We start from the raw sequence: 17398 nt of genomic DNA on the forward strand, positions 1-17398 counted from the left end.
CTGCTCAGATCGGAACCAGTGTTAAATGAATGTCATCAAGACCGCGCTACCCGAAGTCCTGATCGTCGAGCCGAAGCTGTTCGGCGACCAACGCGGCTTCTTCCTGGAGACCTACCAGTTCCCCCGTTACGTCGAGCACGGCATCGCGCGCCCGTTCGTGCAGGACAACATGTCCCGCTCGGCCTATGGCGTGCTGCGCGGACTGCATCTGCAAAACCCGTTCACCCAGGGCAAGCTCGTCACCGTGCTGCGCGGCAAGGTGCTGGACGTCGCCGTCGATGTGCGCGTCGGCAGCCCGAATTTCGGCCGGCATGTCGCGGTGGAGCTGAGCGAGGACAATCGCCGGCAATTGTGGGTGCCGCGCGGCTTCGCCCACGGCTTCGTGGTGCTCTCGGAGACCGCCGACTTCTTCTACAAATGCGATGATTTCTACAGCCCCAAGGACGAGCTCTCGATCCGCTGGAACGACCCCGCGATCGGGATCGCGTGGGGTGTCGACAAGCCACAGTTGTCGGCCAAGGATGCGGATGCGCCGCTGTTGGCCGACGCCAGCAATCTTCCGACCTATGGACAAATCTGATGCGGATCTTGTTGACGGGAACGCGTGGCCAGGTCGGCAGTGCGCTCAAGCCGCTGCTCGAAGGTCACGCCACGATCATCGCACCGCCCACCGCGGAGTTCGATCTCGCGAAGCCGGAGCGGTTGATGGCGCAACTCGACGGTCTGAAGCCCGATCTGATCATCAACCCGGCGGCGTATACGGCCGTCGACCGTGCCGAGGACGAGCGCGAGCTGGCGTTCCTGGTCAACGCCAGGGGGCCGGAAGCGATCGCCAAATGGGCCGCTACGAACGGCGTGCCGCTGGTGCATTTCTCCACCGACTACGTTTTCAATGGTTCAGGCGACCGGGCCTGGCGCGAGGATAGCCCGACCGGGCCGCTGTCGGCCTATGGCGCCAGCAAGCTCGCCGGCGATATCGCGATCCAGGCGGCGGGCGGCGCGCATCTGATCGCGCGCACCTCGTGGGTCTATGCCGCCACGGGCAGCAATTTCCTGCGCACCATCGCGCGGCTCGCCGGCGAGCGGAAGGAGTTGCGGATCGTGGGCGATCAGACCGGTGCGCCGACCACGGCGCGCGCGATCGCCGGTGCGGTCGCCGGCATCGTGTTGCCGAACCTCACCACGCTGCACGATCAGCTCAAACGCAGGGGCGGTGTCGTCAATCTGGTTTGTGCCGGCGAAACCAGCTGGCACGGCTTTGCCAGCGCCATCGTCGACGGCCTGAGGTCGCGCGGCGCCACGCTGGCGGTCGAGACCATCGTTCCGATCGCGACCGCCGATTTCCCGACCAAGGCCGTGCGTCCAGGTAATTCGCGGCTCGATCTGTCGCGGCTGAAGGCGCAGTTCGGCGTGACGATGCCGACCTGGCAGGACGAGTTGGCGCGCGAGCTGGATGCGTTCGTGCAACTCGGTACGCCCGCCCACGCCTGAGATCGCCATCGCGCGTCGGCTGAAGCGGAGTCGGCTGAAGCAGACGCGTCAAAAAGTCGAGCCCCGTTCCGATTCATTCGGAACGGGGCTCCAGGATTGAACCGGGGCGCGACGGCGTGGCCGCTCAGCGCGGCCGGCCGATGCTGTCGTAGGTGAAGCCGTGCGTGGCCATCTCGTCAGGACGGTAGATGTTGCGCAGGTCGACGACGACCGGATGCTTCATCTCCTGCTTGATGCGCTTGAGATCGAGCGCGCGGAACTGGCGCCACTCGGTCACGATGACGAGCGCATCCGCCTGTCGCGCGCACTCATAGGCGTCGTTGCAGTACTCGATTTCCGGCAATTCCTTGCGGGCCTGCTCCATGCCGACCGGATCGTAGGCGCGAACCTTGGCACCGAAGTCGATCAGGCCGTTGATCAGCGGGATCGAGGGCGCCTCGCGCATGTCGTCGGTGTCGGGCTTGAAGGTCAGCCCGAGCACACCGATGGTCTTGCCGCGCAGCTCGCCGCCGAGCACGTTGGCGACCTTGCGCGCCATCGCGCGCTTGCGGTTGTCGTTGGCGGTCAGCGTGGCTTCGACGATCTTCAGCTGGACGTCGTGGTCGAGCGCGGTCTTGAACAATGCGCGGGTGTCCTTCGGGAAGCAGGAGCCGCCATAGCCCGCGCCGGCATGCAGGAACTTGGTGCCGATCCGGTTGTCGAGCCCGATGCCGCGCGCGACCTCCTGCACATTCGCTCCGACCTTCTCGGAGAGATCGGCGATCTCGTTGATGAAGGTGATCTTGGTGGCAAGGAATGCATTTGCGGCGTATTTGATCAATTCCGCCGTGCGCCGCGCGGTATAGAGGATCGGCGCCTGGTTCAGGTAGAGCGGGCGATAGACTTCGCCCATCACCCGCTTGGCCCGGTCGTCCTCGGTGCCGACGACGATCCGGTCGGGATGGCGGAAATCCTGGATCGCCGCGCCCTCGCGCAGGAATTCGGGGTTCGACGCAACGGCGAAATCGGCATTGGGATTGGTCTCGCGGATCAGCCGTTCGACCTCGTCGCCGGTGCCCACTGGCACGGTCGACTTCGTCACCACCACCGTGAACTTCCTGAGCGCCGCGCCGATCTCGCGCGCGGCGGCGTAAACATAGCTCAGGTCGGCATGGCCGTCGCCGCGCCGCGACGGCGTTCCGACCGCGATGAACACGGCATCGGCATCGCACACGGCTCCCGCTAGCTCCGTCGTGAAGGTCAGCCGACCGGCGGCGGTGTTGGTCTCGACGAGCTTATCGAGGTCGGTTTCGTAGATCGGGATCTTGCCGCGCTTCAGGGCTTCCATCTTGCCGGCGTCTTTGTCGACGCAAACGACCTGGTGGCCGAAGTCGGCAAAACACGCTCCGGAGACGAGACCTACATATCCCGTTCCAACCATTGCAATCTTCATGAATCCGCTCGTCGATCAGTGTGGAGAGGAGGGGTTAGCACTAGCACAATTGGCGCCGATAACGCCAAGTCTTATAACGCATGGATTGTATGGGAGCTCGGCGGCTTTTTGTGCAAACGGTGAATGGCTCGGTGCAGTTGAATGCTCGCTAGTCACCTAGGGCGCGCCATGGACACATTCTCAACTTGAAATCGACCGACAATCGGCCCGCCGTTTGAGGGGTGGACATGAGCACGAAGACGATTGGCAAGCAGAGGCCCTCAGGAGCTGAGTACGCGTCGTTGCAAACGCAATTCACCAGATGCGATCGCACGACGTTTTCCGGATTTGTGTATGACCGCGCCGATCTCGGCCGGCGCTATACCGTCGAACTGCTGATCGACGGCGAGCCATACATGTCATCAATTTGTGACGAGTTCGTAACAGAGCTCGCCGCCGCCGGGATTGGCGACGGCCGCTTTGGCTTTACGTTCAGCTTGCCAGATCAGGTCAGCGCGAGCGCCGGGATCGTGGAAGCGCGATTGGCGAATCTCGGCAATCCCGTCGGCGTACCGATTCGCTGTGACGTCGCGCCGGAAGGGCGATGGCTCCGGATCTGCGAGATCGAATGGGCTGGAGGTTTGCGGTTCGAGGGCTGGGTCGCGCAGGACGTCGACGAGGACGTCGAGATCCTGATCGCGCAGCGGCCGCTGATGACGGTGAAGCCGACCGGCTGGACCAACGTCGCGCGGGGAGGCGAGGTCGGCGTCGGGCGCCGGATCGATTTCAATCTGCCGGAGCATCTTGCCGATGGTCGCGTGCGCGGGCTGACCGCGCGGACCATCTCGGGCCGCAGCCTGGTGTCCGAGCCGATCGCATTCGTCGCGTTCGATCGTGGATTGGAGCAGGCCATCGCCGAGCTCGGACGCTGGGATAGCGAGCGCTTGCGCGGACAGCTGTTCGATCGGCTGGTGCCGGCCTCGGTGCCGCTGCACGCCTATCGCGGCTGGAAAGAGCGCTTCTCGCCGACGGTGCAGTCCGACGTTCGATCCGAGGCGGCGGTCGTCCTGATCGGCGAGGTCAGGGTCGACGAAAGCATCGAGAGCCTCGAAGCGCAGCAACACGCGGCCTGGTCGGCGGTGTGCCTGCCGGCGCGGGACTTCAGCAAGTTCGATCCAAAGGCCGTGCGTGAGTTCGTCGATGGCGATGCGGCCAACAGCGCGTTCTTTATCTTCTGCCTGAGCGGGACGATTCTCGCGGAAGATGCCTTGCAACGCTTCGCCGCCGCATTCGCCGCCGAACCGGACTGCGATCTGGTCTATGGCGACCTCGAGGTTTCCGCCGGCGCGGTCTGGCCGCTGGCGTTTCCGGCATTCGATCTCGAGCGCGCGCTGGAGCAGGGCTATGGCGCGTATTGCTTTGCCGTGCGCCGGCACCGTGCGCTGGAGGCGATGCAATCGGCGACGTCGCTCTACGACATCTTCCTGTCCTGCGTGGAGCCTGCGCGGACCTACCATCTGCCGGGATCGGTCGCGGCCTTGCCGCAGATCGATGCATCGGCCGCGGTAGGCGAGCTCGCTGCTGCGAGCGAAGCGTATCTGGCGAGGGCCGGCGTCGAGGCCAACGTCGAGCCGCGAAAGGGCGGGCTCCTTCCGGCGGTTCAGGTCAAGCGCGCCGTCGATTGGGATGAGCGGACCACCATCATCATCCCGACCCGGAATCGCGCCGAACTTCTCAGGCGATGCATCGAGACGGTGACGCCGGCCGCGCATGAGACCAACGCCCGGATTCTCGTCGTCGACAACGGCTCAACGGAGCCCGAAACACTGGCCTATCTGCAACGCCTTCTGGCGGAGGATATCGACGTCATCTCGGTCGAGGGGCCGTTCAACTTCGCACGCATCAACAACGCCGCGGTCGATTTCGCCGACACGGAGAACATCTGCTTTCTCAACAACGACATCGAGGCGCTCGACGACGGCTGGCTGGCGGAGCTGCTGTGGCGGCTCGCCGCGCCCGATGTCGGAGCGGTCGGCGCGAAGCTGCTGTGGCCGAACAGCGTCGTGCAGCATGGCGGGGTGGTGCTCGGAACCAGGTTCTCGGCCGAGCACGCCTTCAACGACCGGATGGACGGGGATCCCGGTTACGGAGACCTGCTGCATGTCGCGCACGAATGTTCGGCGGTGACGGCGGCGTGCCTGCTGATGCGAAGGCGCGACTTCCTCACCGTCGGCGGCATGGACGAGATCCGCTTTCCGATCAACTTCAACGATATCGATCTGTGCCTGAAGCTGCGTCAGCTCGGCAAGCGGATCGTGTTCACGCCGGACGCGAAGCTGGTTCACATGGAGTCGGCCAGTCGCGGCCGCGATGCCGCGCCGGACCGCAAGTCGCGCTTCAAGCACGAGCTGTCGATGCTGCGTGCGAAATGGGGCGAGGTGCTGCTCGACGATCCCTATTACAGTCCGCTGCTGGGGCTGGATTCGACGCCGTTCTCAGCGCTGGCATGGCCGCCGCGATCATGGAAGCCGCGCGCCAACCTGCTGCCGATCCCGACCGTTCCTCCAATCGGGATGTAGCAGGGGATCCTCGATCAGCCAGTCGCGTACTGCGGCAACCGTTTCAGCGGCGCCGGAATCGGGCCGCAGCCCGAGGTCCGCTGTTCGGCCGCTGCCGGATGCGGAGATCCACGCCGTCGCCGCGACCGGGAGTCCGGTTGCCAGCAGCGCGTCCGCCAGCGGATGTCCGAACATCGGTTCGCCGAGATCGAGAACGAGGTGCGTAATGCCGTGACCGTCGATCAGCGTCGCGACGTCGTCAGCGGCGGGTTCACCGGTGATCATGACATTGGCGCGCTGCATCAGCTTGAGATCGTCGAGGGTAGTGCCGAGCACGACGATCTCGACGTCTTCGTCGGCGTCGGCCATGTGGTCGCTCAATGCTTTGATGAAGCGGAATTCCGTCGTGTTGGCGTGCAGGGCGAGCACGCCGGGACGCGGCGGGCCATCCATCGCGCGATGCCGCGTTGGTGCGGTGGAAGGGGTGTGTGGCTTGGCCGTTCGCAGACCGAGCGCCGCTTCGGCGAAATCGGCGCTACGCCGGTCGATCGGCGTCACGCGTCGCGCGCCCGCGATCAGGCTCGGCCAGTCCGGACCAACGCCCGATCCGATCGGCCGCGGCGTGGCAAGCGCAGTGTCGATGATCAGGAGATCGTAGGCGAAGCGCTGCGTCAGTTGCGCAAGGCACGCGCCGGGGACGCGGTTCGGCTCCGCGATCTCGAGCGAGCGGATGTCGAGACCTGCGAGAAACGTCAACAAGGCCTCGCGGCCGTGGTCCGTCGCGACGTCGAATGCAAGCGATTGCGGCGCGCCGCCATCCGGATCGAAGATCGAGGCCAGTTGTTGTCGTCCCTCGGGACGGAAATGCGCGATCAGGCCGCGCGTGCCCTCGTTGGCGAGCTGGCGGCTTCGCCCGATCGCGATCGCGCGGCCGGCGGGTGAGCCGCAGAGGATGACGTGTCGGCCGCCGGCGTGCTTGTCATGGGCGTGCAGCGCGAGCTCGAGCGCTGCGCGGCAGTCACGCAGCGGATCGGCAATCAGGAACGCGGCGCACTCGGTGGCGTAGCGCCGGTAACGATGCTCGAGCACGCGAAGATTGCGCATCACCAGCGAGCGTTTCTCGCCGAGGAACGAGCGCGAGCCCTCGTGGCCGACGAGGACCGAGGGGATGCACACGTTGCGGAAGCCGGCTTCCGCGGCGCGCAGGCAGAAATCGACGTCCTCGAGATAGCCGCGATAGAAATCGTCGGACAGTTCGCGCACGGCATCGAGGCATTCGCGGGTGACATACAGGCAAAACCCGATGCCGTTGGGGATGTCGATCGCGATCCCGGAATTTATCCTGCCTGCAAGCTGATCCAGCAATTCTAATTCGCCGGGCGAGGGCAGCGGATTGGAACGGTTCGGGACCGGAAAACTGGTGTATTCGCCATTGTTCGAGAGCGGCGTCGCGGTGCCGACGCCCGGCGTCGATCGCACGGCGCTTCGCAAGCGTTGCAGCGCGTGCTTCGGCACGATGGTGTCGGAGTTCAGCAGCACGACGTCACCACCGTCGGTCTCGCCGAGCGCCCGGTTGACCGCGCCGACGAAGCCGAGATTGTGCTCATTGGCCAGAATTCGTATGCGCGGCTCCGTGGCCAGCCCGGCGAGCAGGCGCTTGATGTCGGGCTCCGGCGATGCGTCGTCCACGATCAGGATGGTCGCGCCCGGCGTGCAGGCGACGGCGGCCAATGCGCTGTCGATGCAGGCGCGCGTCGCGGCGAGGTCGCGGTAAACCGGGATGATGACCGTGAGTGCGGCTGCGTCGCCGTTTCGCGCGCGGGCCGGCCGCTCGGGCGCGCCGCGATGCTCCGGGGCGCGGTTGGCCGGCAGTTGGACGCTTGCGATGACCTGGTCGCCTTGCGTGATCTCGAGGCGCTGCGAGGTCGCGGATGCCGGTCGCATCAGGCGGAATCCGGCGGCCCGCCGATCATCGCGCGCGAATCTGTGGCTGGGATCGGACGGAAGCCGGACGGTGCTGGACTGACCCGCCTGCATCAGCGAGAGATGTGGATCATCCGGCCCTCGCCATGTCACCCAGCCCTTCACCTCCTCGTCGAGGAAGTCGACGCGGGCGCAGCTGTGCTGGCCGTTCTGCTCCAGCAGCAGGAGGGCGCTCCGGACCGACACCGGATCGTCGTCGCGCCGCGCGACGCTTCGCGCCGCTTCGATCTGCTGCGGGCCGTCGCCCCATGCCAGCATTCGCCGCGCCGCGGCCAGGTCGTCCGGCTCGAGCTCGAGCGCGCGGGCCACGCTGGTGACCGCGGCGTCGGTGAGATCCAGGCGAAACAGCGCTTCCGCGCGCAGCAGATGGGCGCGGGCGTCCGGATGGGGCAGGATGCGGCAACGGCGGTCGGCAAGCGCGAACGCCCGGTGGAAGTCGCGCGCCTCGAGCGCTTCGACGGCGGCGCGCTCGAGATCGATGTGGTGGAGCGCTCTGGACGAAAAGCGGGTCCTGCGGGCGTCGGCGGTCAAATGTCGCCCTTGGCTGCCCGCATCTCAGCCCGCCGCCTTGACGGCGCTCTGACGGCTCCGGAACACGCGCACGCGCCCCTCCAGGCGCGGGAACGCGTTGGCGGGCTCGGTCTGCCGGGGCTGCATCGGCGCGAGCGGCGCCGACTGGGCTCGGTGCTCTTCGAGATTGAGCTTGAGGCCCACCAGCGGCTCCCGTCCTGAGGGGCCGGAGACCACGATCCTGTTGCCGGTGACGCGCAGCGCCGGAGCCCCGAGGAAGATGGTCTCCGCGGAGATGGCGTAGCGATCGGCGCCGGGGCCGCTGGCTTCCAGCGAGAATCCCGTGATGGCCAATGCGCGGCCCCGGGTTCCGGCGAAGGTGCCGAGCGGAACGAGCTGGTTGTCGCCCCGCTGCGGCCGGGCAAACCTGACGGCATATTGCAGGGTGAGGTCCTGCGGCTTGTTGGGCCAATCGAGGCGGATTCCCTCGATCCGGGCCGGAGCCGACGGTCCGGCGATCCAGGCATTGCTGCCGACCGTCACGTCGCCAAGCCCCGCCACATGCGCAAGCAGCTTGAGGTCGTTCAGCTCGGCCGTGCCCGGATCGGGTCCGAACGGGTCGGCGGACTGGCTGGCCGGCTGCTGTCCGGCCGGATGTCCCTGGGTCAGCGGTTCGATCTTGATATTGGCGGCGGTCGAGCCTCCGACGCGCCCCGCCGTGACCTCGACGATCACGCGGCTCGGCCGGGCGACCGAGACGACCAGCGCGCTCTCGGGCGCGAACAGGGTTCCATTGGCCACGTCAGGGCCAGTAATTATGTTACAATTGTTAAGACTGGCGCGATCCGCATATACCCGCACCACCGGAGGTGACAATTTATCATCTGCGCCATTGTACCGGACCAGGAAGAGCCCGCGGGCCAGGTCAATGGTTTTCTGCTGCATCTGTTCGTTCATCGCCGCCTGCACGCCTAACGGAATGGGTCGATATGTCTGCTGCACAGTGTGCCCCAAAAATCTGTGTGATAGAAGGGGTCTTAATGTTAATCCGATAAGATTGTTTCGCCGTGCATATCGAAGACACACTTCCGGTCATGATATCGACCCCGACCCCAATCCAGAATCGCGCGGCCGGGGAGCGCGCTCGCCCGCCCATGAACGTCCTCTTCGTCCACAACAACTTTCCGGCCCAGTACCGACACATCGCGCGCGCGCTCGCGGGGCGGCCCGGTAACCGCGTCGTTGCGGTCGGTTCGTCGACTGCGACCGCCGCACCGGAGATCCGGCTGCTGAAATACTCGACGACCAAGTCGGATTCCGCCGAGGTGCATCCCTTCGCGCGCCGCTTCGATGTCGAGGCGCGGCGCGCGGAGGAAGTGCTGTATGCGCTGTCGTCGCTGTCGGGGCAGGGCTTCGTCCCGGACCTGATCTTCGCCCATCCCGGATGGGGCGAGACGCTGCCGTTGCGCACGATGTTTCCGCGGGCACGGATCATCCTGTATTGCGAATTCTTCTACGGCGCCGAAGGCAGGGACGTCGGCTTCGATCCCGAATTTCCCATGACCGGTCTCGATGGCAACGTCGCGCTTCATCTGAAGAACGCGACCACGTTGCTGGCGCTCACCGAATGCGATGTCGGCGTGTCGCCGACGCCATGGCAGCGGTCGACCTTTCCGGCCGAATTCCGCAGCAAGATCGAGGTCATCCACGAGGGCGTGGATACCGACGAGGTCAAGCCGAATCCCGTCGCGCGGTTTCGGCTTCCCAATGGCGCAACATTGTCGGCGGACGACGAGGTGATCACCTACGTCTCGCGCAATCTGGAGCCGGTGCGCGGCTTCCACGTCTTCATGCGGTCGCTGCCGGGGATACTGGCGGCGCGGCCGAATGCGCAGGTCGTGATCGTCGGCGGCAGCGGGACCTCCTACGGCGCCAATCCACCGAAGGGTTCGAGCTGGAAGTCGATGTTCCTGGACGAGATCAGGTCGGACATCGACCTTCGCCGCGTGCATTTCCTCGGCCGGATTCCGCGGGATCAGTATCTCGAACTGCTCCAGGTTTCCTCGGTGCACGTCTATCTGACCTACCCCTTCGTGCTGTCATGGTCGCTGCTGGAGGCGATGAGCGCGGGCTGCGCTGTCGTGGTGTCCGACACCGCCCCGCTGCGCGACATCATCTCGGACGGCAACGGGCTGCTGGCGCCGTTCTTCGACATTGATGCGTTGTCGGATCAGGTGGTCTCGGTGCTGTCGCGGCCCAAGGCCTTCAGGCGGATGCGGGCGAAGGCGCGAAGCTTCGTGAGAGACAATTACGACGCAAAGCGTGTCTGCCTGCCCCGGATGCTGACCCTCGTTGGATGAAGGCGTCCTCCCGCGCATCCGTGCGGGGACGCCAGGAGTTTGCGATGCCGCTTGTCATCTCAGTTGCCCAACGCAAGGGCGGGGTCGGAAAGACGACCCTTGCGGTCCTGCTCGCCGGAGAACTCGACCGGCGCACCCGCGCGGTCGGCCTGGTCGACGCCGACTCGCAGGCGTCGGCCTGTCACTGGGCCGAGCCAGGCAATCTGTCGTTTCCGGTCTACCAGCTCGATCCGGAAACCCGGCCGGTCGCCGAATGGGCCAGGCTGATGCGCCAGATTCCGCATCAGATCATCGTGGTGGACTCCGCGCCCAACGATCGCGTGCTCGGCGCGGTGCTCGCGGTCGCCAATATCGTGCTGATGCCCTGCACGCCGTCCGGCCTCGACATCGAGGCCACCGCGCGAACGCTCGATATCGTCCGCGAGGTGCGGGCAACGCGGCAGACCGCGCTGCGTGCCATGATCGTGCCGAACCGGGTCGACCAGCGCACCCTCGAAGGCCAGCAATTCATCGAGGAGCTCGATACGTTCGGCGAGCAGATCGGGCCGATGATCGGGAGCCGCTCGGCCTATGTCCGCGCCTTCGCGTTGGGGCAATCGGTCGCCGATTTCGCCAGTGGCACGCCCGCGGATATCGAGATCAAGACGCTTGCCGATCTCGTCATGAGCTGGGCCAGGATCGCGCCGAGGCAATTTGCGACGATTTAACATCTGGCGCCGGCTGCTTCACAATGCGGCGCGCGTCGTCGAGGCATCGACATGAAGCTGGCCGGCTTGGTCACGATCGCAACGCTGCTCGCCACCGGCGCCCCCGTGCTCGCACAAGGCACCACGCAGGGCGCAACCCGCTATTCGATCGATGGGCCGGGCGGTGGCGTTCCGACATCGCGGCCGCCGGCAACCCGGCCGGTGCCGCCGGCGACGACGATCTATCCGTATGGGAGGCCGCCGCGGCATGCGCCGCCGGCCGGGCGGCCAAGCAACCTCTCGCCTGGGTCGCGCTGATCCTCGGTCGCGCGGAACGGGTCGGGCAGGCCCCAACCTCTTAACGCTATTCCGATCGTCGTTTTGCCGCGCCAGCGGGAATGTCGTACCCATGCGGTCGCTGCGCCTGTTGAGACGCAGGATTGGTCCGCACAGGGACGATATTTCCAATGGCGAGCAAGGGTTCGATCCTAATCACGGGCGGTGCGGGATATATCGGATCCCATTGCGCCAAGGCCGTTGCCGAAGCCGGCTATCTCCCGGTGGTGTATGACAACCTGTCCACCGGTCACCGCGATTTCGCGCGATGGGGACCGTTGACGATCGGCGACGTCGCCGATCACGCAAAGATCACCGCGACCATCCGCGAGCATGGTGCGCTCGCCGTGATGCATTTCGCAGCCTTCAGCGCGGTCGGCGAGTCCGTGGCGGATCCGCAGAAATACTATGCCAACAACGTCGCCGGTACGCTCGGCCTGCTGCGCGGCATGCGGGAGGCGGGCTGCGACCGCCTGGTGTTTTCCTCGACCGGCGCCGTCTATGGCAATGCCGGACGCGATCCGATTCCGGAGAGCGCGGCGGGGCCGACCGTCAATCCCTATGGCCGCTCGAAATTCATGATCGAGCAGATCCTGGCCGACTATCGCGCGGCCTATCGGTTCAACTCGGTCTGCCTGCGCTATTTCAACGCCTGCGGCGCCGATGCCTCCGGCACCATAGGCGAACTCCGCGATCCGGAAACTCACCTGATCCCGCGCGCGCTGATGGCGTTGCAGGGGCATGTTCCGGACTTCGCGATCTTCGGGGAAGATTACGACACGCCCGACGGCACCGCGGTGCGCGACTACATCCATGTCGACGACCTCGCGGCCGCGCATATCGCCGCGCTCGAGCTGTTGTTGAAGGGCGATACCGGCGGGGTGTTCAACCTCGGCACCGGCACCGGCTATTCGGTGCGCGAGGTGCTCGACGCGATCCGCAGCGAGACGGGCGAGGCGGTGCCGAGCGTGGTGCGCGAACGCAGGGCCGGCGATCCGCCGATCCTGGTGGCCGATCCCTCCAACTCGGAGCGCGGTCTCGGCTTCAAGGCGAGCCGCTCGGATCTCGGCCACATCATCCGCTCGGCCTGGGCGTGGCACCGGAAAGCGCATCCGCGCCGACGATAGCGCGGTTTCGAGCTAAGTGGGTACCGGTTCGCGTCAAGAGCTGGCGCGGCCGCTTCTGCCGCAAGGCAGACGCCGACGCTCAACTCGGGGAATGCTTGGCAGGCGATCGCAGCCGGGCGAACTGGCTTTGCAGCACGAGCAGAATGAGGCGACCCGCGCCGATGCCGGCGAGACCTCCGACCATCTTGACGACGGCATCGAGCAGCCGGCCGTGGCGGTCCGGCGTGAGCAGTTGCATCGCTTCCAGCGTGAAGGCGCTGCACACGATGAAGATCGCGATCAATGCCGTGCGGCGCGGGTAACCCAGCGCAAAGCCCAGCGCCATCACCGCGAAGGCCGCGAAATGCTCGGTCTGCGGATTGGCAATCGAGGGGCGGTCCTGGATTGGGGACAGCGTGACGAAGGCGATGAAGGCGAGCGTAAGCCAGCCGGTGATGGCTCCGCAAAGCCGTATCATTGAAACAAGCGACAACGCGTAGTCTTCCCGGTCCAACTGTGCCAACGCCCCGCGATCCGATTAGCGCATCACTGTCGTCGGCGACATGGAAATGGTCACCGAAGGTTAACCAGACTGCTGCGGCGAGCGGGCATGACGGATTGTCGATACCCGTTTCATCGGCGGCCTGTCGGTCACATTGTTTTGCAGTTTGAGGTATATTATTACCTCAAACTGAAACCCAATCCCGCTTCATGCGCATCTCATCCGGGGGCCCGGCGGCGCTTGCACCGACTCCGGGGATGGTGCACCTGACGAAAAAATTAGATTGGCGCTGCGGCTCCATTCATAAGCCGTTCACGGCGGGAAGCCTCATTTGATGTCCGATATCGCAATGCTCACTCTCGGAGGCCAACGTGCGTCTGCTCGTCGTTGAGGATGACCCGGATCTGAACCGCCAGCTCACCACGGCACTGACGGATGCCGGCTATGTGGTCGATCGCGCATTCGACGGCGAGGAGGGGCACTTCCTGGGCGACAGCGAGCCCTATGACGCGGTCGTGCTGGATATCGGCCTGCCCAAAATGGACGGTATCTCGGTGCTTGAGGCCTGGCGGCGAAACAAGCGGGTGATGCCGGTGCTGATCCTCACCGCGCGCGACCGCTGGAGCGACAAGGTGCAGGGCTTCGATGCCGGCGCCGACGACTATGTCGCAAAACCCTTCCATCTGGAGGAGGTGCTGGCGCGGATTCGTGCGCTGCTGCGCCGCGCGACCGGGCATGCCCAGGTCGAGCTGGTGTGCGGGCCGGTGGCGTTGAACACCCGCACCAAGCGGGTCACGGTCAACGGCAATCCGATCAAGCTGACCTCGCACGAGTACAATCTGCTCGACTATCTGATGCACCATACTGGACGGGTGGTGTCGCGCACCGAGTTGGTCGAGCATCTCTACGACCAGGACTTCGATCGCGACTCCAACACGATCGAGGTGTTCGTCGGCCGCATCCGCAAGAAGCTGGAGGTCGACATCATCCAGACCGTGCGTGGCCTCGGCTACATGCTGTCGCCGCCGACCACCTAGAGCGGAAAACGTCCAAGCCGGTCTTGCAAAAGGCTCATGCTCAACAGGAAGATGAGCTGGCGGTGCGATAGTTGGAAACCCATCATGATCGCGCATCGTCGGGCGACATGGCTCCTTGGTTCGCCTGAAGAAAATACGACCGAACAAGAGGATAAGGGCGTATCCTGTCCTATCGGATGATGCTCTTAAGGCGCTTGATCGCCATGCGGGCATCGGCATGATCCGCGCCAGCAGGAGAGGACTGGATTCGCTGATGTCACGGCCCGCTGACACCATGTTCGAGCTCGTGGCCTGATGGGCGGCAGCTCGCTTGCGACCCGCCTGTTCGTCTCGGCGACCGCCTGGGTGGTGGTGATCCTGGCGATCACCGGCGTCATCTTGTCGTCGGTCTATCGCGACGCGACCGAACGCGCCTTCGACCGAAGGCTCAATCTCTATCTGCGCACCCTGATCGCCGAAGTGGCGACGCCGGACGAGCCCGCCGACCGCCAGTTCCAGTCGCTCGGCGAGCCGCTGTTCGACCTGCCGCTGTCGGGCTGGTACTGGCAGATCACCCGCACCGATACAGAAAAGGGCGAGACCCGTGCCTCGCGCTCGCTGTGGGACAAGAAGCTGCCGAAGCTCGAGGAGCACGGCGCGGAGCTCTCCGCCGCCGGCGTCCGCCTCGGCTATGTCGACGGCCCGGAAGGGCAAAGCCTGCGCATGGTGGAGCGGCCGGTCGATCTCGGCGCCGACGGCAAGTTCCTGGTCAGCGTTGCCGGCGACGCCACCGAGATTTTCGATGAGACACGCAGCTTCGACTATTATCTCGGCGGCACCTTCGCAGCCCTCGGCATCGTGCTGCTGCTGACCACGATCTTCCAGGTGCGCTATGGCCTTGCGCCGCTCAAGCGGATTTCGGATGCGATCGCCGATATCCGCTCCGGCCGCGCCGAGCGGCTGGAGGGCCGCTTTCCGGTCGAGATCGCACCGCTGGCGCGCGAGACCAATGCGCTGATCGACGCCAACCGGGAGATCGTCGAGCGCTCCCGCACCCATGTCGGCAATCTCGCCCATGCGATCAAGACGCCGCTGTCGGTGATCGTGAACGAGGCGGCCGCCCACGCCACCGATCCCTTCGCCAGCAAGGTGCTGGAGCAGGCCGACCTGATGCGGGACCAGGTCGCGCACCACCTCGAACGCGCCCGGATCGCCGCGCGCGCCACCATCGTCTCGACCATCACCGACGTCGCGCCCGTGATCGAGGCGCTGCGCCGGACCATGGAGAAGATCCACCGGGATCGCGACCTCTCCATCGAGGCCAAGGCCGATCCGGCGGCGCGCTTTCGCGGCGAACGGCAGGACCTGGAGGAGATGGTCGGCAACCTCGTCGACAACGCCTGCAAATGGGCCGCCTCGCAGGTCTTCATCGAGGTCGTCGTGGTCCCGCCGGAGGCGCCGGGCGCCGGGCCGAAGCTGCGCATCGTGGTCGACGACGACGGACGCGGCCTGTCCGAGGCCGAGCGCGCCCAGGTGTCGCGGCGCGGCCAGCGGCTCGACGAATCGAAGCCCGGCTCGGGGCTTGGCCTGTCGATCGTGACCGATCTGGCCGGTCTTTATGGCGGCAATCTCACTCTGGACGACGCGCCGATCGGCGGCTTGCGCGCCGAGCTCGCGCTGCCGGCGGTCTAAAGCGGGATGAGTTTTGATTAAATCGGTCTGACGCGCCCTCGGTTCACCTCTCCCCGGCGGGGAGAGGTCGGATTGCGGAGCAATCCGGGTGAGGCTCTTGCTCTCTCGATAGACCGTAACCCCTCACCCGATTTGCTACGCAAATCGACCTCTCCCAAGGGAGAGGTGAATCGTGATCGTGGCCGAACCGATTCATTCTGACTTGATCCCGATCTGGCTCTGGCGGCGCCGCGGATTTACGGCCGTCATTATTCCTAAACGGCTTCTTAACGCGCCGGCCCCTATGATTCCACGCGGACGGGCTGCGGCGTTTGCCGGGCAGCAAGCTTTCACGACCGGGCGTATGGGCCAGAAATCGACCGAGCGGCTGAGGGATTATCTCGCGCAGCTTCCGCCGCAATCGCAGGCGCTGCTGATGCGCGAGCTGGAGCGCGCCGTCGAACGTGGCGACGACGTCGCCATCGCCAATCTGGTGCTGGAGCAGCTGCGCAAGATCGTGCGCGGCGTCGAGCAGGACGAGCAGACCCAGCCGCGCAGCGACGATCCGGCGCGGCTGCTGTTCCGGCCGCTCGAGCCGTTCCTCGCCGAGACCAATTTCCCGACCCGGCCGGGCCAGCTCCGGCGCGCCTCGCTGCTGCCGATCTGGCAGTGGCTGGCCCGCGAGGGCGCGCCCGAGGCGGCGCGCGAATTCGAGGCGGCGCTGGCTGTGGCCTCGGAGAGCGGTCCGATGGAGGTCGCCGCGCGCAAGTTCCAGCTGGCCGCCGCGGAAGCCATCCTCAAGATCGCTGGGCCTTCCCAGGACGACCGCCAGCGCGCGCTGTCGCGGGTCGGCCCGCCAAGCGTTGTCGAGGATCTGTTGCCGATCGGACTGGTGCTGCAAGCCCGCGAAGCGCTGGAAACGCTGGGAAGCCGGCTGCCGAGCCAGATCCGCGTCTTTGCGGAGGGCCAGATCGCCTCCGCGACGGAGGCGCTCAAGCTGCCGTCGTTGCAGACGCCGCAACTGCTGCCCTTCGCGCTGTCATTGATCGCGCAGCGGCTCGCCGCGCCATGGCAGATCATCCGCCTCGCGGTCAAGATGGCGGCCTCGGACGACGAATTGCGGGTCGCGGCAACACCCTATGGCATCGCCGTCACCATCGCGTTGCACGACCTGTCGTTCGTGGCGGCCTGTCTGCGCACCGACATCCGGCGCGGGCATTTCGATTATGTCGGCGAGCAGCTCAAGACGCTGCATGACGGCGTCCGCGGCCTGCGCACCGAGCTCGACCTGCGCAACGATTCCACCTGGGGGCGCCAGCTCACCTCGGTTCGCGCCGATACCTCCAATGCGCTGCAATCGGAGATCGACAGTGTGCCCGGACGGGTCCGCCGCATCCTGCGCCAGCGCGCCGACAAGGACATCGTGGCCGGCGCCAAGATCGACGCGTCCGAGGTCGAGGACGCCGCCGCCCTGATCGATTTCGTCGCGGTGTGCCGCACCTATGCCAGCGAGCTCGCCATCAACGAGGTGACGCTGCGGACCTTCTCCGACCTGCAACATTACGTCGAGCAGTCGACCGAGGGGCTGGTGCAGGCGCTGCGCGGCGGCGATGCCCGGGTCCGGACCTTCCGGCAGCAACAGGTCAAGGCCGCGATCCGCTTCTGCGAAGTGCTGTTCGGCCACGACTACGCCTCGCTGATGAACCGGGCGGCGGAGAATGCCGTCACCGGCGAGCGGAAGTCGTCCCGGGCGGGGTAGTAGTTGAAT

The 17398-nt window shown here is 65.8% G+C and carries 14 protein-coding genes; 10 read left to right on the plus strand and 4 right to left on the minus strand.

The annotated features are described in order from the left end of the window. The first annotated feature begins 25 nt into the window (after positions 1 to 25). Entirely contained in the window at positions 26 to 580 is a 555-nt protein-coding gene (gene rfbC / locus CWS35_RS18945; RefSeq protein WP_024579585.1) for a dTDP-4-dehydrorhamnose 3,5-epimerase, read from the plus strand. Further along, the gene (gene rfbD, locus CWS35_RS18950; protein ID WP_100953095.1) at positions 580 to 1491 is read left to right on the plus strand and encodes a dTDP-4-dehydrorhamnose reductase; all 912 of its coding nucleotides are present in this window, start codon (positions 580 to 582) and stop codon (positions 1489 to 1491) included. Before rfbC ends, rfbD begins: the two co-directional genes overlap by 1 nt. 124 nt (positions 1492 to 1615) lie before the next feature. Here rfbD and CWS35_RS18955 read toward each other — a convergent pair whose 3' ends face one another. Further along, positions 1616 to 2923: a UDP-glucose/GDP-mannose dehydrogenase family protein gene (locus CWS35_RS18955; protein ID WP_100953097.1), complete on the minus strand. Its 1308-nt coding sequence runs from the start codon at positions 2921 to 2923 to the stop codon at positions 1616 to 1618. Positions 2924 to 3150: 227 nt separating this feature from the next. Here CWS35_RS18955 and CWS35_RS18960 point away from each other — a divergent pair, with 227 nt between their 5' ends. Next, positions 3151 to 5481: a glycosyltransferase gene (locus CWS35_RS18960; RefSeq protein ID WP_100953100.1), complete on the plus strand. Its 2331-nt coding sequence runs from the start codon at positions 3151 to 3153 to the stop codon at positions 5479 to 5481. Here CWS35_RS18960 and CWS35_RS18965 read toward each other — a convergent pair. Both CWS35_RS18965 and CWS35_RS18970 read right to left on the minus strand, forming a co-directional pair. Next, positions 5422 to 7974, minus strand: coding sequence for a glycosyltransferase (locus tag CWS35_RS18965; RefSeq protein WP_100953102.1), 2553 nt, complete (start codon positions 7972 to 7974; stop codon positions 5422 to 5424). The two genes, CWS35_RS18960 and CWS35_RS18965, sit on opposite strands and share 60 nt — an antisense overlap. 24 nt (positions 7975 to 7998) lie before the next feature. Further along, complete coding sequence (locus tag CWS35_RS18970) at positions 7999 to 8910, minus strand: hypothetical protein (protein ID WP_024579590.1); 912 nt, start codon at positions 8908 to 8910, stop codon at positions 7999 to 8001. Positions 8911 to 9107: 197 nt separating this feature from the next. Here CWS35_RS18970 and CWS35_RS18975 point away from each other — a divergent pair, with 197 nt between their 5' ends. The 4 genes from CWS35_RS18975 to galE all read left to right on the plus strand — a co-directional run bounded on the left by CWS35_RS18975 (position 9108) and on the right by galE (position 12462). Then, positions 9108 to 10313: a glycosyltransferase family 4 protein gene (locus CWS35_RS18975; protein WP_100953104.1), complete on the plus strand. Its 1206-nt coding sequence runs from the start codon at positions 9108 to 9110 to the stop codon at positions 10311 to 10313. Between the two features lie 44 nt (positions 10314 to 10357). Then, positions 10358 to 11020 carry a ParA family protein gene (locus tag CWS35_RS18980; protein ID WP_024579592.1) on the plus strand — a complete coding sequence of 221 codons (663 nt, stop codon included), beginning with the start codon at positions 10358 to 10360 and terminating at the stop codon, positions 11018 to 11020. A 51-nt stretch (positions 11021 to 11071) separates the two neighbouring features. Then, positions 11072 to 11317 carry a hypothetical protein gene (locus tag CWS35_RS18985; protein WP_100953106.1) on the plus strand — a complete coding sequence of 82 codons (246 nt, stop codon included), beginning with the start codon at positions 11072 to 11074 and terminating at the stop codon, positions 11315 to 11317. A gap of 149 nt (positions 11318 to 11466) precedes the next feature. Continuing rightward, positions 11467 to 12462, plus strand: a complete 996-nt coding sequence (galE, locus tag CWS35_RS18990) for a UDP-glucose 4-epimerase GalE (protein ID WP_100953107.1) — start codon at positions 11467 to 11469, stop codon at positions 12460 to 12462. 79 nt (positions 12463 to 12541) lie between these two features. On the opposite strand, the gene CWS35_RS18995 is transcribed toward galE, so the two are convergent. Then, positions 12542 to 12919, minus strand: coding sequence for a VanZ family protein (locus CWS35_RS18995; RefSeq protein ID WP_024579595.1), 378 nt, complete (start codon positions 12917 to 12919; stop codon positions 12542 to 12544). 395 nt (positions 12920 to 13314) lie between these two features. On the opposite strand from CWS35_RS18995, the gene CWS35_RS19000 reads away from it, so the two are divergent. From CWS35_RS19000 to CWS35_RS19015, 3 genes are all read left to right on the plus strand, one after another. Beyond that, a complete protein-coding gene (locus tag CWS35_RS19000) occupies positions 13315 to 13980 on the plus strand; it encodes a response regulator transcription factor (protein WP_024579596.1) in 666 nt (221 codons plus the stop codon). A 294-nt stretch (positions 13981 to 14274) separates the two neighbouring features. Beyond that, positions 14275 to 15651 (plus strand): sensor histidine kinase, encoded by a 1377-nt coding sequence (locus tag CWS35_RS19010; protein ID WP_024579598.1) that lies wholly within the window; start codon positions 14275 to 14277, stop codon positions 15649 to 15651. A gap of 343 nt (positions 15652 to 15994) precedes the next feature. Next, positions 15995 to 17389 (plus strand): hypothetical protein, encoded by a 1395-nt coding sequence (locus tag CWS35_RS19015; RefSeq protein WP_100953111.1) that lies wholly within the window; start codon positions 15995 to 15997, stop codon positions 17387 to 17389. Positions 17390 to 17398 lie beyond the last annotated feature (9 nt).

The organism is Bradyrhizobium sp. SK17 (genome assembly GCF_002831585.1).
In the GTDB taxonomy this organism is placed as follows: domain Bacteria; phylum Pseudomonadota; class Alphaproteobacteria; order Rhizobiales; family Xanthobacteraceae; genus Bradyrhizobium.